Origin of the sequence: Micromonospora eburnea (assembly GCF_900090225.1) — a bacterium.
Taxonomy (GTDB): domain Bacteria; phylum Actinomycetota; class Actinomycetes; order Mycobacteriales; family Micromonosporaceae; genus Micromonospora; species Micromonospora eburnea.
Window position 1 is genome coordinate 1,614,936 of record NZ_FMHY01000002.1, and the last position, 13,074, is coordinate 1,628,009.

Sequence of the window (13,074 nt, forward strand, 5' to 3'; positions counted from 1 at the left end):
CACGCCGAGCCGCCCGTTCGACATCGCGCGTCGCGCCCACCCGTCCGGTGTCGGGTCAGCCACCGACGGAGCGGTACCAGGTCTTCTCCGGTGCCGCCAGGCTGAACGTCAGGGGGCGGTCCGGCTGCGGCACCACCACCAGCCCCGGCCGATCCAACAGCAGCGCGGCCGCCGGGGGTGCGGCGAACGAGGTGTCCCGGTTGGCGCGCCAGCTCAGCACCGCCAGCGTCTGCCCCGGCACCGGCAGGCGGTACGCCTGGAGCGTGGTGGACCGGTCGGCCGCGGAGACGACCGGCGTCCCGCCGTCGGCCGGGCGGTAGACCACCGCGGTCATCGTGCCGGTGGCGCTCTCCCAGCTCAACTGTTCCAGGTCGCCCGGCTCGCCGTCGCCCAGCGCGACCTGGCCCAACGACCGGACCGCGATCTTCTCCACGGGCCAGGACGCCGGGACCGAGCGTGGCCTCGGCCCGTCGCCGTTGCGGCGCGGAACGCTGCCGAAGGGCCCGGTGTCGCCGCCGAGGACGCAGGTGTCCAGCCCGGCCAGGGCGCGTTTGCCGGCGCCGGACTCGTCGCGGACCAGGGGATAGCGGGGGGCGGCGGTGGCCGTACCCAGGTCGAGGAAGCGGTCCGCGGCCCGGCCGCGCGGCAGCGACCGGGTGGGGCGCAACGTCGCGGTCAGCTCCACCGCCTGGCAGGGTGGCACGGCGACCGGCTCGGTCAGGCCGTCGGTGCTGGCCAGCGCCCGGCCGTCCGGGCCGAGCAGTCGCTGCACCCGGGCCGAGGTGAGGTAGCGGCGGCCGTCCGGGAGCCGGACGGGCAGCACGTCGGAGTAGACCAGGTAGCCGGGGTCGGTGTACTCGCTGGCGTGGTCCACCCGCCACCGGTCCCCGTGGCGTCCGAGTTGCAGCAGCCAGGAGGCGCTCTCGCCGGGCACGTCGGCGGCGACCAGGGCCAGCGGGGCTCCGGCCACCTGGCCGGCGAAGAGGATGCCGGACGAGGGCAGGTGCGCCCGGTCGTCGACCGGCGAGCGCCAGCCCCGGACGGCAGCGGTGATCTCGGCTCGCGTGGCGGCGTCGCCGGTCAGGCTGCCGCGTGCCGGCCAGACGGTCAGCGGCCCGTCCAGGCTGTCGTAGCCGGCCCGCAGGTCCGCCGGCTGCCGCGCGGCGACGGGACCGCATCCGGCCGCGGCCAGCAGCAGGGCCAGCAGCGCGGTGGCGGCCGTGCCGCGTCGGCGGACTCTGGCCACCCGTACGCCCCCGATCGCGTCGTCGGTTGTGTTTGGCAGCCACATGGTACGAGATGTCCGGCCACACCGGTCCCCGCCCCGTTGGCTATCCACAATGGAGGTAGGTGATTCGCGGCCATTTTCCGGCTCCAGTAGAATCCGCCTACTGTGTCGCTTGCCGAGCCCCGTGTCGATTCGTCACCGGATGCCGACGTCCTGACCCGCTCCGCCTCCGTCACCTCCGGCGGCGTCGTCGAGTCGGGACCTCCCGCCCAGCGGCTGTCGTCCGATGCCCAACCGGGCCGTTCGACGCCACGCCGACGGTGGACGCCGCGCCGCCTCGACGTCGCCGTGTCCGGCGTCTTCCTGCTCGCCGCGCTCTGGGTGACCAGCCGGATCTGGGTCGACCCGGCCGGCCGGGTCGCGGCCCTCTACAGCGGCGATCCCGCGGTGATGCAGTTCTTCCTCGCCCACTCGGTGCGCGTCGTGCTGCACGGCGAGTTCCCGTTCTACACCGAGCAGTTCAACTATCCGGACGGGGTCAACCTGATGGCGAACACCGCCATCCTGGCCCTGGGCATCCCGATGGTGCCGATCACCGTCCTGTTCGGACCGGCGGTCTCCTTCGTCACGCTGGTGACGCTCGGCCTGGCCGGCACCGCCGCCGCGTGGTACCGGATGCTCTCCCGGCACGTCGTGCGCCACCGGCTGGCCGCGGCGGTGGGGGGCTGGTTCTGCGGGTTCTCGCCGGCCATGCTGTCGCACGCCAACTGGCACCCCAACATCATCGCCCAGTTCCTGCTGCCGTTCATCGTCTGGCGGGTGCTGGTGCTGACCCGCTCCACCCGCCCGGTCCGCGACGGCGCGCTGCTCGCCCTGCTGATCACCGTGCAGGCGTTCATCAACGAGGAGATCCTGCTCTTCACCGCGCTGGCCTGCGGCGTGTTCCTGCTCGCGGTGGTCGTCCAGCAGCGTGAGCGGTGGGCCACGGCGTGGCGTCCGCTGGGGACCGGGCTGGCGGTCTGCGCGGTGCTCGCCGGCGCGCTGCTGGCGTACCCGCTCTGGGTCCAGTTCGCCGGGCCGATGGCATACCACGGGCTCAGCGACACGGTCCGCGACTACGACAACGACGTCGCCGCGTTCTTCGCCCAGGGCTCGCCGACCCTCGGTGGCAACGAGCAGGCGAACGTCAACCTGGCCCCGAACTACGCCGAGGAGAACGCCTTCTTCGGGTGGAGCCTGTCGTTGCTGGCCGTCGGCATCGTGTTCTGGCTGCGCCGGGAGGTGCTGGTCCGGGCGCTCGCGGCGACCGGGCTGTTCTTCGCGGTGCTCTCCCTCGGCGAGCGGGTGACCTGGTGGGAGCGGCATCTGTTCACCGGCCCGTGGGACCTGCTGGTCCGGCTGCCGCTGCTCGACGCGGTGGTGCCCACCCGGTTCGGGCTGATCACGACCGTGGTCGTCGGGGTGCTGCTGGCGTTCGCTGTCGAGCGGGCCCGGTCGCTGCGCACCGTCGACCGACGGACCGTGCGTACCCTCACCGCCGCCGGGCTGGTGTTCGCGCTGCTGCCGATCGCGCCGATGCCGTTGCAGGTGACCGACCGCCCGCCGGTGCCGCAGTTCATCACCGCCGACCGCTGGCGGCAGTACGTCGGCCCGGACCAGACCCTGGTGCCGGTGCCGGTGCCCAGCATGGGCAACACCGACCCGATGCGCTGGGCGGCCAGCGCCGACCTGGCCTTCCGGATTCCCGGCGGCTACTTCCTCGCCCCGCGCAACGGGGTCACCGGTGATCCGGGCCGCTTCGGCGGTCGGCCCAGCGGCATCGGGGTGCTGTTGGCGGAGGTCGCGGCCACCGGGCGTACGCCGGTGCTGGACGACCGGCAGCGCCGTCGATTCCTCGACGAGCTGCGGCACTGGCGGGCAGCCATCGTGGTGCTGCCGCTGGACCAGCCGAACGCCGAGCCGCTGCGGCGGACCGTCGAGCAGCTGGTCGGCCCCGCCCGCCGGGAGCTGGACGTCTGGCTCTGGGACGTACGCACCCTCACCAGTTGAGGGAGGAGCGGGACCCGCCCGTCGCCCACTCCGGCCAGTAGTTGAGGGCAACGAGAACGCCGAGCAACGCATAGGCTCCGATGGCCAGCGTGCCGGCGCGGGCCGCCCGGTGTGCCCCAAAGGCGGTTCTGCCGAGCCGCCCGACCGTGGTGTTGGAGAGGGCTGACGTGACGGTCATCGATCTGGGTGAGCTCCGCGACGACAGCGCGCCTGACCGGCCGGCCCGGCCGCCCCGAGCCGTCGGCCGCCCGTACCGGTGCGTCGCGGTGCTGCTGGCGGCGCTGGTCACCCTTGCCGGCGCGGCGCCCGCACCGCGCCGGATCGCCGCCACCGTGCCGGGTGGTCCCGGCGCGGCGGCGTTCGTCGTCGACGACCGCGTGTACGTGGTGGAGCCCGCCGACCCGGAGCGCGGCACCGGCCGCCGGCTGGTCGCGTACCGGGTGACGGCGTACCGGCCGCGGGCGCTGTGGCAGAGCCCGCTGCCCGGCGGTGGCATCGTCGAACTGGCCCGGATGGTGGACGGGCGGCTGCTGCTGACCGGCCGGACCACCAACGACGCCGGGTGGGAGACGACCGCCCTCGACGCCACGACCGGACGGCTCGGCTGGCGGCGACCCGGGGCGGCCTTCCTGGCGGGCGACGTCGTGTTCCTGTACACGAGCGACGGCGACGGTGCCGACGAGACCCGCCGGATCGACGCCCGCACCGGCGAGACACTGTGGTCGATGCCGACCACCTCGGCCGATCTGAATCTGAGCCGGGGACCGGCCGGGGTGGAGCGGGTGGTGCTGGCGCACGACTCCGGCCTGACGGAGGTCTTCGACGCCGCCTCCGGCGTCCGGCTGGTCGCCCGCGACCTGCGTACCGGTGAGCCGCCCTTCAGGGGGCGGGCGGTGGTGGTCGACGGCCTGCTGCTGGTGATCGACGCCGCCGGCGGCACGGTGACCGGCTACGACCTGGACCGGCTGGACCCACACTGGAACGTCCCGCTGCCGTCGGTCGACTACGCCGAGCGCTGCGGCCGGTCGCTGTGCCTGTACCGGCAGGACGGTGGGGTGTGGGTGGTCGACCCGGCCACCGGCGCGACCCGGTGGAGCGATCGCCGGTGGGTGGCGGCGACTGCGGCGGCCGATGGGCTGCTGCTGGTCGCCGAGCTGGCACCTGCCGCCTCCTCCGTGCTGGCCGTGGTGGAGGAGGCCACCGGCCGGCTGGTCGCCGAGTTCGGCGAGTGGCAGGTGGTTCCGCGCGGCGACGAGGACGGCCCGATGATCGGGGTACGGCCGGACGGCGACGGCCGGCTGCTCGTCGCCGAACTGGACCCGGCGGTCGGGCAGGCCCGGATCCGCGACGCCCTGCCCGGCGTCCTCGTGGCGGACTGCCGGGCCGGGGCGCTGCTCGTCTGCCACCGGACCGATGGCAGTCTCGTGCTGTGGTGGAACCGGTGAATCGGATGATCGAGCTGGGGGAGCTGCGGCACGGCGACGAGCCCGAGCCGTCACCGGCGCCACGCCGTCCCTCGGCGGCGTCGGCCCGCGTCGTGGCGCTCTGCTGCGCGGTACTGCTCACCCTGGCCGGGGCCGCGCCGGTACCCCGCCTGCCGTCCGGCGTCACCGTGCCGGCCTCGCCGGACGCCGGCTTCCTGGTCCTCGCCGACCGGCTGGTGGTGGCCACCGGCGGACCGGGCACGACCGGCCGCGGCGACCGGCTGGTCAGCGGGTACCGGTTGCCCGACGGCGCGCCGGTGTGGCGGTTCAGGCCGCCCGCCGGCGACGATCTGCTCGGGTTGTGGACGGTGGCCGGTCTGCTGCTGGTGGCGAGCGGCTCACCCGACGACGGCCGCACCGCGGCCCTGGATCCGCGTACCGGCGCGACGCGCTGGCAGCAGCCCGGCTACCCGACCCTGACCGAGGCGGGCGGGGTGATCCTGGAGACGTCCGGTGCTGACGGGAGGCGCGCGGTCCGGGCGGTCAACCCGGCGACCGGAACGGCCCGGTGGTCGCTCCCGTCGCTCGGCGACCGGATGGTGTACGGGTTCGGGGGCCGGGGCGTGACCGCGATGGTGGTGCTCGGCGGCGACGGGCAGGTCGAGGTGTACGACGCCGACTCCGGCTCGCTGCGGCGGGCCGACCGGCTGCCCTCGACCGTCGACCAGTCTTACCGCTGGCCGCAGGTGCTGGGCGACGTGCTGCTGTTCGGCGACGCGTCGGGCGAAGTCACCGCGTACGGCCTGGACCGGCTGGACCGGCGGTGGACCCTTCCGGCGCGGTCGGAGGACTGGTTCGCCGACTGCGGCGAGCTGATCTGCCTGAGCGGCCGGTCGACCGGCCTGTGGGCGTACGACCCGGCCACCGGCCGTCTTCGTTGGCGCGACGACCGCTGGCGCGGCGCCTTCCCGGTCGACGGCCGGCTGCTCGTCGACGGCCCCACCGAACGGGACGTGGTGGAGTTGGCGGTGCTCGACCCCGGCACCGGCCGCACGCTGGCCCGGCTGGGTCGCTGGCGGCTGACCGCGATCGGCTCCCGGTCGCTCGGCATCCGCTCCGTCACCGGGGACCGCACGCTGGTGGCGGAGCTGGACGTGTCGGCCGGTCAGGCCCGGACCCTCGCGGTGCTCCCCGGCTCCTGGAACGGCTGCACCGCCGCCGCTGCCGTGCTGGTCTGCCAGCGCCGGTCCAGCGGGCTGGTGATCTGGCCACTGGACCGGTGAGTCACCAGTTGGCCTGGGCGGGTGCCGGGGGCAGCGGCACCGAACCCGGCCGGACCACGTACGCGACACCGCCGCTGCCCGCCTGCCAGGCCGCCTCGAACGGCGCCCGGGGCACGGTCCGGCGCACCGCCTCGTCGTCCGGGGCGTACGGGTCGTTGAGCACCGGGTCGCCGTCGGCGGTGAAGCCGACCAGCACCATCAGGTGCCCCCGGGTGTCGTAGTCCAGCCCCGGCACCTGGCCGGCGGTGAAGGCCGCGGAGACGATCAGCGGGATGCCGGCGGCGACGAACCGCTCCGCCTCGGCCAGGCCCCGCAGCCGGGTGACGAACGCGTCCACCCCGTGCCGGCCCGCGTACGCGGTGTTGAACGCCCAGTTCCCGGCCCCGGCGTACGCGTGGTCGTAGCAGTGCCGGGCGGCGTGCACCACCACCGGCCGGGGGCCGGGCGGGTCGACCCAGGCGTACCGGTCGGGGGTGGGACCGGCGCCCCAGAAGTCCAGCACCATTGAGACGCAGGTGGGGCTGCACCAGGAGTCGCCGCCGCCACCCCAGCGGGTCTCTCCGCCGGCGTGCAGTCGCTGTGCGTAGCGGGGCACGTCGAGCACCCGTCCCCGGGCGTCCGCCTCGTCGGCCGGCCCGACCGGCGGCGTGTCGTCCGCCGACGCCGGGGCGTCGGTCCGCTCCACGGCCTCCGCGCAGGCGACCGCGCCGACCGTGTGCAGCACCGGGGTCGCGGCCAGGCCGGCCCTCCGGTACAGGGTGACCCGGACCTGCCAGCCGGTGGCCGCCGCGCGCAGCAGGCCGAAGGTGTCCACCTTCGCCCACGCCTCGTCCCGGGTCTGCCCCGGCACCGAGCTGCGGTGGATGGTCGTGTCGTCGGCGGCCCAGTGCCCCAGGTCGTACCAGTCCGTGGACGGTCTGCCCTCGTACCGGCCGCGCAGTTCGACACGCAGCCAGCAGCCCTCCGGGGTGTCCCCGGTCCAGGACGGCACCACCTCGTCGACCGGGAAGCCCAGCTCCACCGCCGGGGAGGTCCACGTCGCCAGCTCGTATTCGGCGGTGTCGCCCGAGTGCGGCTCGGTGTGCTCGACCCGGCCGGCCGGTGCGCCGATCACGAGGCCGGCCGCCCCGGCGGCCACCCCGTCGGCCGTGCCGAGCGCCAGGTCCGCCGGGAACCGGAAGCGCCGGTACGCGATGTCCCGCCCCGGGTCGACAGCGGGCATGGCGGGCTCCATCCGTTCGGTGCCCGGGCCGGTGGCCGGGGAGCGGTGGTCAACGGGTGCCGGGAAGCATGTCGTACCTGAAGGATTTTTGCAACGACGGCGAGGGACGCTTGGTTGGCGGCCGGCACTAGGTTGTCGGGAGGTCACGAGGCGGGAGGCCGGGATGCGGGTACTGGTGGTCGAGGACGAGCGGAACCTCGCCGACGCGATCGCGCGTGGGTTGCGCAAGCGCGGCATGGCCGTGGACGTCGCCTACGACGGCGACACCGGGCACGAGGCCGCCTTCGTCACCCGGTACGACGTGGTGATCCTGGACCGGGACCTGCCCGGCGTGCCCGGCGACCGGATCTGCGCCGACCTGGCCGCCTCCGGCACCCTGACCCGGGTGCTGATGCTCACCGCGAGCGGCACGGTCGCCGACCGGGTCGAGGGGTTGCAGCTCGGCGCCGACGACTACCTGCCCAAGCCGTTCGCCTTCGACGAGCTGGTCGCCCGGGTGCAGGCGCTCGGCCGGCGGGCCACCCCGGCCGCCCCGCCGGTGCTGACGCTGGCCGACCTGGTGCTCGATCCGGCCCGCCGGGTGGTCACCCGCGGCGGCGTGCCGGTCGACCTCACCAACAAGGAGTTCGGGGTGCTGGCCGAGCTGCTCAAGGCGCGCGGCGCGGTGGTCTCCAGCGAGGAGCTGCTGGAGCGGGTCTGGGACGCGAACACCGACCCGTTCACCACCATCGTCCGGGTCACCGTCATGACATTGCGCAAGAAGCTCGGTGACCCGCCACTGATCGAGACGGTGGTCGGGGCCGGCTACCGCACCGCCGGGGCGGCGTCATGAGCCGCCGACGGCGGTTGCGCCCCACCCTGCGGCTACGGCTCACCCTGCTCAACGGGGTGCTGCTGGTCGGGGCCGGGGCGATCCTGGTGCTGCTGGCCTGGCTGCTGCTCCGGGACGGGCTGCGCCCGGCCGACGACCTGCTGCCCGGCACCACGGTGGTGCTCGCCGACGGCCGCACCCTCGAAGCCGGGCAGTGGCAGGGGCAACTGGTCGACGCGGCCTCGCGGGAGCTGCTGCTCAAGGGATTCGGTGCGCTGCTGGCGATCGGCGTGGTCGGCGTCGCCGGGGCGTACCTGGTGGCCGGTCGGGCACTGCGCCCGCTGCACCAGGTCACCGCCACCGCCCGCCGGCTCGGCGAGGCCACGCTGGACCAGCGGATCGGCTGGTCCGGCGCCGACGACGAGGTGGCCGAGCTGGCCAAGACCTTCGACGCGATGCTGGACCGGATCGCCACCGCGTTCGAGGCGCAGAAACGCTTCGTGGCCAACGCCTCGCACGAGCTGCGTACCCCGCTGGCGGTGATGCGTACCGAGATCGACGTGACGCTCAGCGACGACGAGTCGGACATCGCCGACTACCGCCGGATGGCCACCGTGGTCCGGGACGCCTCGGGGCGGGCCAACGGTCTGGTCGACGCGCTGCTGGTGCTGGCCCGCAGCGAGGCGCAGGCCGGGCGTCGGCTGGCCCGTCGGGTCGAGAGCGACCTCTCGGTGGGCGCCGCCAACGCCCTCTCGGCGATGGCCGGCGAGGTGGAACGGATCGGCCTGAAGGTGCACACCGCGCTGAGCCCGGCGCCGGTGGTCGGCGACCCGGGGCTGCTCGACCGGCTGGCCGGCAACCTGGTGGAGAACGCCGTCCGCTACAACCACCTGCACGGCCGGCTGTGGATCCGCACCGGCAGTGACGGGCAGCGGTCCTGGCTGGTGGTCGGGAACACCGGCTTCGAGGTCGCCCCGGCCGACGTGCCGGGGCTGTTCGAGCCGTTCCGCCGCGGCGGCCAGGAGCGCACCGGCGCCCGCGGTTCCGGCCTGGGGCTCTCCATCGTCCGGGCGGTCTGCGACGCGCACGGCGGGACCGTCAAGGCGGTCGCCCAGCAGGGCGGCGGCCTGGAAGTGACCGTCACCCTGCCCTCCGCCGACGCCCCGGCCGCCACCTGACCGGCGTGTCCCACGCCCCGCCTTGTGTGCAGAGCGGAGGTGGTGGCATGATCTGCCGCGTCAGCCCGGCATACGGAAGGGGGTGTGGTCGATGTCCACCGTGAACAGTCCCGCGCCCCGCCCCGGTTCCCGCTGACCTGATCCACTCCCGCGGGGCGCACTCCATCAGGAGGAAGCACCGTGAGTGCACAGATCCACTTCGTGACCTGCGAGACCGACGACCCGTACGCCCTGGCGAGCTGGTGGGCGAAGGTGCTTGACCGGAAGTTGCACGACGACGACCACCCGGGCGACCCCGAGGCGATGCTCGTCGCGCCCGACGGACACGGCCCAGACCTGCTCTTCGTACGGGTGGGGGAGCGGCACGGCAAGGGCGCGTTCCACCTCGACCTGCACCCGGCGGACGGCACCCGGGACGCCGAGGTCGAGCGACTGCTCGGCCTCGGCGCCACCCTGGTCGCCGATCGGCGCCGGCCGGACGGCACCGGTTGGGTGGTGCTGGCCGACCCGGAGGGCAACGAGTTCTGCGTCTGCCGCAGCCCGGCGGAGCGGGCCGCGGCGCACTGATCCACGCAGCGAACCGGGCTTCCGCCAGCTTGCTTGGCGGGGGCCCGGTTCGCTGATTTTCCGGAGGGTCAGTTCTTCTTCTCAATCTCGGCCCGCAGCGCGGCGAACTGCGGCTGGAGGTCGGCGGCGGACTTGAAGTAGATGACGACCGTCCCGACGCTGCCCCGGTCGGCCCAGGCGCAGACGCCCACCGGGATACCGCTGGCGTCGCCGTCGCCGCACTTGGCTTCGCCGCCCAGCGGGCCGGCGTCGATCGTCTTGAACTCCTTCACCCCGAGGGCGGTGCCCATGCCCTTGGTGAAGTCATTCAGGTTCTTCGTCGGGTCGGCCTGCAGGACGGTCGCGCCAGCCATCAGGACCATGTCCTGCTTGGCCGGGTCGCCGTAGATGCCACTGACGACGCTGGTGGCTCCCGGCACGTTGTCCTTGAACGACGTCTTCATCTGCTCGACAGCGGGCTGGAGCTCCGGCATTGTCAGCTGCGGTCGGCCGCCCAGCGTCTCGGGCTCGACCAGGCGGGTCTTGGTGGCGTCGACCACCTCGTTCACCGCGTCCTTGCCGAGGGCGTAGAGGGCCACGCCGCCACCGACGCAGAGCACCACCACGACGGCCAGGATGATCAGCAGGATCTTCCCGACGTTGGACTTCTTCTTCGGCGGCGGGCCGGCGGGGGCACCGAAGCCCGGCTGGCCGGCCTCCGGGTATCCGCCGGGCTGCTGGGGAGCCTGCGGGTAGCCGCCACCGTACTGGGGCTGCTGCGGCGGCTGGTAGCCGCCGGGCGGCTGCTGCGGCGGGGGTAGGAACCGGGGTACGGACTGGACGGCGGCTGCGACATGATCTTGGTCAGCTCCTTGGAGAAATCTGGACGCGTGATCGTATCGAGCCCCGCTGACGGGCGTCGTCCGCCCGGAGCGGGCGTGACGAAACCGGAACCCGCTCGTGACCGAGGAGGCCACGCGGTGTCCCGGGCTTGGACGGCACGTGATCCACAGGGCGTGCGATCGCGTCGTGCGGAAGCGGCGTCGCGTGGACCGGGGGCAGACGCGTCGTAGGCCACCTGGGCACGAACTGTTCAGTGCTAATAGTGCTTTGTTAGGTTGGGACGAGTTGGCGGCAGAGGGGGCAGAACCCGAGCCAGGTCGCGAGCAAGTACTGCAATTGCCGCAGGACCGCGTACAGGCTCAGGTCTGCCCCATTGCTTTTGGGTGTGCCATCCGTAGTTGGGTGAGGAACAGTTGGGCGGCCGCGGTGAGGGTGACGTGGCGGTGCCAGCCGATCCAGGAGCGGCCTTCGAAGTGGTCGAGTCCGAGGGCGGTTTTGAGTTCGCGGTAGTCGTGCTCGACGCGCCAGCGGCTTTTCGCCAGGCGGACGAGTTCGGTCAGTGGTGTGTCGGCGGGCAGGTCGGACAGCCGGTAGTCGGTAGGTTCGTCCTGGTCGGGAGGCCATTGCACGAGCAGCCAGCATTCGGGCAGGACACCGTCGTCACCGCGGTGGGGCCCGCGTCGGACGGCCCGGCCGGCGGGACGCACCCGCAGCGCGAAGAAATGCCCGGACAGCTCACCGGCAGGCCGGTCCGGGGCGCGGTCAGGTGCGGGCAGCCGGGCACGCCAGCGCACCAAACTTGTTGCGTCGGCGCCATGGGTGAGGGCGAGGTCCTTCAGGCTGCGGGCGGGCTGCGGGTATCTCGGTGTGGGGTGCTTGCCGACTCCGGCGTAAGGGACCTCGGCGGGTTGGGCGTCGCCGGGTTGAACGGTGGTGCTCGACGTGGTCGCCACGATGTATGTGATGCCGCGTTCGGTCAGGCCCTGACGGAACTCCGCGACCTGGCCGTAGCCGGCGTCGGCGGTCAGCAGCGGCGGACGCAGCCCCCACGCGGCCAACTCGTCGAGCATTTCCAGGGCCATTAGCCACTTCGGCCGATACCGCTCTGTGTCGGGGATTTTCGACGACGCCCGCCGCCGGCGGATCTGGTCGATCTGCTCCTCACGCGGCACCTGCACACGCGCATGTGGTTTCTTCGCCCCGGCCTGGTCGAGGGTGACCGGCTGCTGGCGCAGCCTGCGGGCATGCGGGTTCGCGGGCTTGCCGTCCCCGTCAGGGACGCAGGTGTCGTCCCAGGACTCCGGCACGAACAGCCGCCAGTCCAGCACCGCCGAGGCGGCGTCGGTCGCCGCGTGGACGCTGACGGCGATCTGGCAGTTGGCGACCTTGCCGAGCGTGCCGGAGTACTGCCGGGCCACGCACGCCGATGCCTTGCCGTCCTTGGGGAACCCGGTGTCGTCCACCACCCACACCTGCGGCGTCACCAGCTCGACCGCGGCCGTCGCCAACCGTCGCCGCACACCACCGACATCCCACGTGGAGGACGTCAGGAACTGCTGCAGTTGCTGGTGATCGACCCCAAGCCGTTCAGCCATCGGCTGCATCGACTTACGCCGGCCGTCCAGCATCAGCCCCCGCAGATACCGCAAACCGGTCGCTCGCTGATCCGACCGCGGCAACCCTGCGAACACCCCTGCCGCGAATTCCTCCAACTGCGCCCGCACCCGAACGAGTTCCCGCTCATCCACGCACCGCCCAAGCACCAGCACGACGCTCATACAAGCGACACGCCACAGCGACCTAACAAAGCACTACTAAGCGCCCGTCTGCGGGGTGACATCCCCGTCGAGCGTCGGGCAGGCCCGTTGCCCGCAGTGGACAGGGGAGGCGGGCAAACGTGAGCATCCGTTGGATGTGGTGCGGGAAGCCCCGATTTTCAGCCGCAGGCAAGCCGCACCTTCACCTGGCCGATGATCAACGCCGATTAAGGCACTTCCAGGCTGCGGGGATGCATCCCGGATTGAAAATTCCTTGCTGGTCGTATCGGTTAATCCGTGGGATGACCTGCGCTGCTGCCTCTTAACCCGGTCGGGCGTAGATATTCGGCTTGACTATCCACATTGGCATGTGCTAAGTATTTACCGCAGCCGAGACACTTGATGATTGCTAGCAATGTGTGACACGCTGCATGTCGGTCCTTGAAAACGGGAGGGATAAGTTGAAGAAGAAAGTTCTCAGGGCTTCAGTTTGTGCGGCATTTTTGTCGGCGCTGGTAGTAGGTGTTAGCTCACCCGCCCAAGCCGCCTGGGTCTTCGTGTCGAGCGCCCCTCACACGCAAGAAGGGCATGCGCTGTGCATCTCGTCGGCGGCGATACTTAACGCCTACGGGAGCTATAATTACAGGTGCACTGACGTCGGGTACGCCTACCATGTGCAGAAGGAAATCTAGGTAGCGGCGGTCCAGAAAGCGCATAAGCCCGCAGTGGGTTG

General features: G+C 72.6%; 11 protein-coding genes. 6 read left to right on the forward strand and 5 right to left on the reverse strand.

The features are described from left to right. Positions 1-55: 55 nt before the first annotated feature. On the reverse strand, positions 56-1,246 hold the full coding sequence (locus tag GA0070604_RS07665; RefSeq protein WP_091126960.1) for a hypothetical protein: 1,191 nt from the start codon (positions 1,244-1,246) through the stop codon (positions 56-58). Positions 1,247-1,393: 147 nt separating this feature from the next. Between GA0070604_RS07665 and GA0070604_RS07670 the strand changes: the two genes are divergently transcribed. Then, the gene (locus GA0070604_RS07670; RefSeq protein ID WP_091116476.1) at positions 1,394-3,277 is read left to right on the forward strand and encodes a DUF6311 domain-containing protein; all 1,884 of its coding nucleotides are present in this window, start codon (positions 1,394-1,396) and stop codon (positions 3,275-3,277) included. Here GA0070604_RS07670 and GA0070604_RS32285 read toward each other — a convergent pair. Further along, complete coding sequence (locus GA0070604_RS32285) at positions 3,267-3,455, reverse strand: hypothetical protein (RefSeq protein ID WP_167363367.1); 189 nt, start codon at positions 3,453-3,455, stop codon at positions 3,267-3,269. The genes GA0070604_RS07670 and GA0070604_RS32285 overlap by 11 nt on opposite strands. On the opposite strand from GA0070604_RS32285, the gene GA0070604_RS07675 reads away from it, so the two are divergent. Then, positions 3,445-4,722: an outer membrane protein assembly factor BamB family protein gene (locus tag GA0070604_RS07675; protein ID WP_167363408.1), complete on the forward strand. Its 1,278-nt coding sequence runs from the start codon at positions 3,445-3,447 to the stop codon at positions 4,720-4,722. The two genes, GA0070604_RS32285 and GA0070604_RS07675, sit on opposite strands and share 11 nt — an antisense overlap. A gap of 5 nt (positions 4,723-4,727) precedes the next feature. Further along, a complete protein-coding gene (locus GA0070604_RS07680) occupies positions 4,728-5,984 on the forward strand; it encodes an outer membrane protein assembly factor BamB family protein (RefSeq protein WP_091126961.1) in 1,257 nt (418 codons plus the stop codon). Position 5,985: 1 nt separating this feature from the next. On the opposite strand, the gene GA0070604_RS07685 is transcribed toward GA0070604_RS07680, so the two are convergent. Beyond that, positions 5,986-7,206 carry a peptidase C39 family protein gene (locus GA0070604_RS07685; protein WP_244161782.1) on the reverse strand — a complete coding sequence of 407 codons (1,221 nt, stop codon included), beginning with the start codon at positions 7,204-7,206 and terminating at the stop codon, positions 5,986-5,988. Between the two features lie 163 nt (positions 7,207-7,369). On the opposite strand from GA0070604_RS07685, the gene GA0070604_RS07690 reads away from it, so the two are divergent. From GA0070604_RS07690 to GA0070604_RS07700, 3 genes are all read left to right on the forward strand, one after another. Then, positions 7,370-8,038, forward strand: a complete 669-nt coding sequence (locus GA0070604_RS07690; protein ID WP_091116487.1) for a response regulator transcription factor — start codon at positions 7,370-7,372, stop codon at positions 8,036-8,038. After that, positions 8,035-9,195: a sensor histidine kinase gene (locus GA0070604_RS07695; RefSeq protein WP_091116491.1), complete on the forward strand. Its 1,161-nt coding sequence runs from the start codon at positions 8,035-8,037 to the stop codon at positions 9,193-9,195. Before GA0070604_RS07690 ends, GA0070604_RS07695 begins: the two co-directional genes overlap by 4 nt. Positions 9,196-9,375: 180 nt before the next feature. Then, positions 9,376-9,762: a VOC family protein gene (locus GA0070604_RS07700; protein WP_091116494.1), complete on the forward strand. Its 387-nt coding sequence runs from the start codon at positions 9,376-9,378 to the stop codon at positions 9,760-9,762. A gap of 68 nt (positions 9,763-9,830) precedes the next feature. Here the strand turns inward: GA0070604_RS07700 and GA0070604_RS07705 are convergent, their stop codons facing one another. Both GA0070604_RS07705 and GA0070604_RS07710 read right to left on the reverse strand, forming a co-directional pair. Further along, positions 9,831-10,718, reverse strand: coding sequence for a hypothetical protein (locus GA0070604_RS07705; protein ID WP_244161783.1), 888 nt, complete (start codon positions 10,716-10,718; stop codon positions 9,831-9,833). 225 nt (positions 10,719-10,943) lie between these two features. Then, the gene (locus tag GA0070604_RS07710; protein ID WP_091126962.1) at positions 10,944-12,332 is read right to left on the reverse strand and encodes an IS701 family transposase; all 1,389 of its coding nucleotides are present in this window, start codon (positions 12,330-12,332) and stop codon (positions 10,944-10,946) included. Positions 12,333-13,074 lie beyond the last annotated feature (742 nt).

Excerpts from the sequence above, each read along its gene's own strand:
- GA0070604_RS32285 (WP_167363367.1), bottom strand. The coding sequence starts at position 3,455 with ATGACCGTCACGTCAGCCCTCTCCAACACCACGGTCGGGCGGCTCGGC.
- GA0070604_RS07680 (WP_091126961.1), top strand. The coding sequence starts at position 4,728 with ATGATCGAGCTGGGGGAGCTGCGGCACGGCGACGAGCCCGAGCCGTCA.
- GA0070604_RS07685 (WP_244161782.1), bottom strand. The coding sequence starts at position 7,206 with ATGCCCGCTGTCGACCCGGGGCGGGACATCGCGTACCGGCGCTTCCGG.
- GA0070604_RS07690 (WP_091116487.1), top strand. The coding sequence starts at position 7,370 with ATGCGGGTACTGGTGGTCGAGGACGAGCGGAACCTCGCCGACGCGATC.
- GA0070604_RS07695 (WP_091116491.1), top strand. The coding sequence starts at position 8,035 with ATGAGCCGCCGACGGCGGTTGCGCCCCACCCTGCGGCTACGGCTCACC.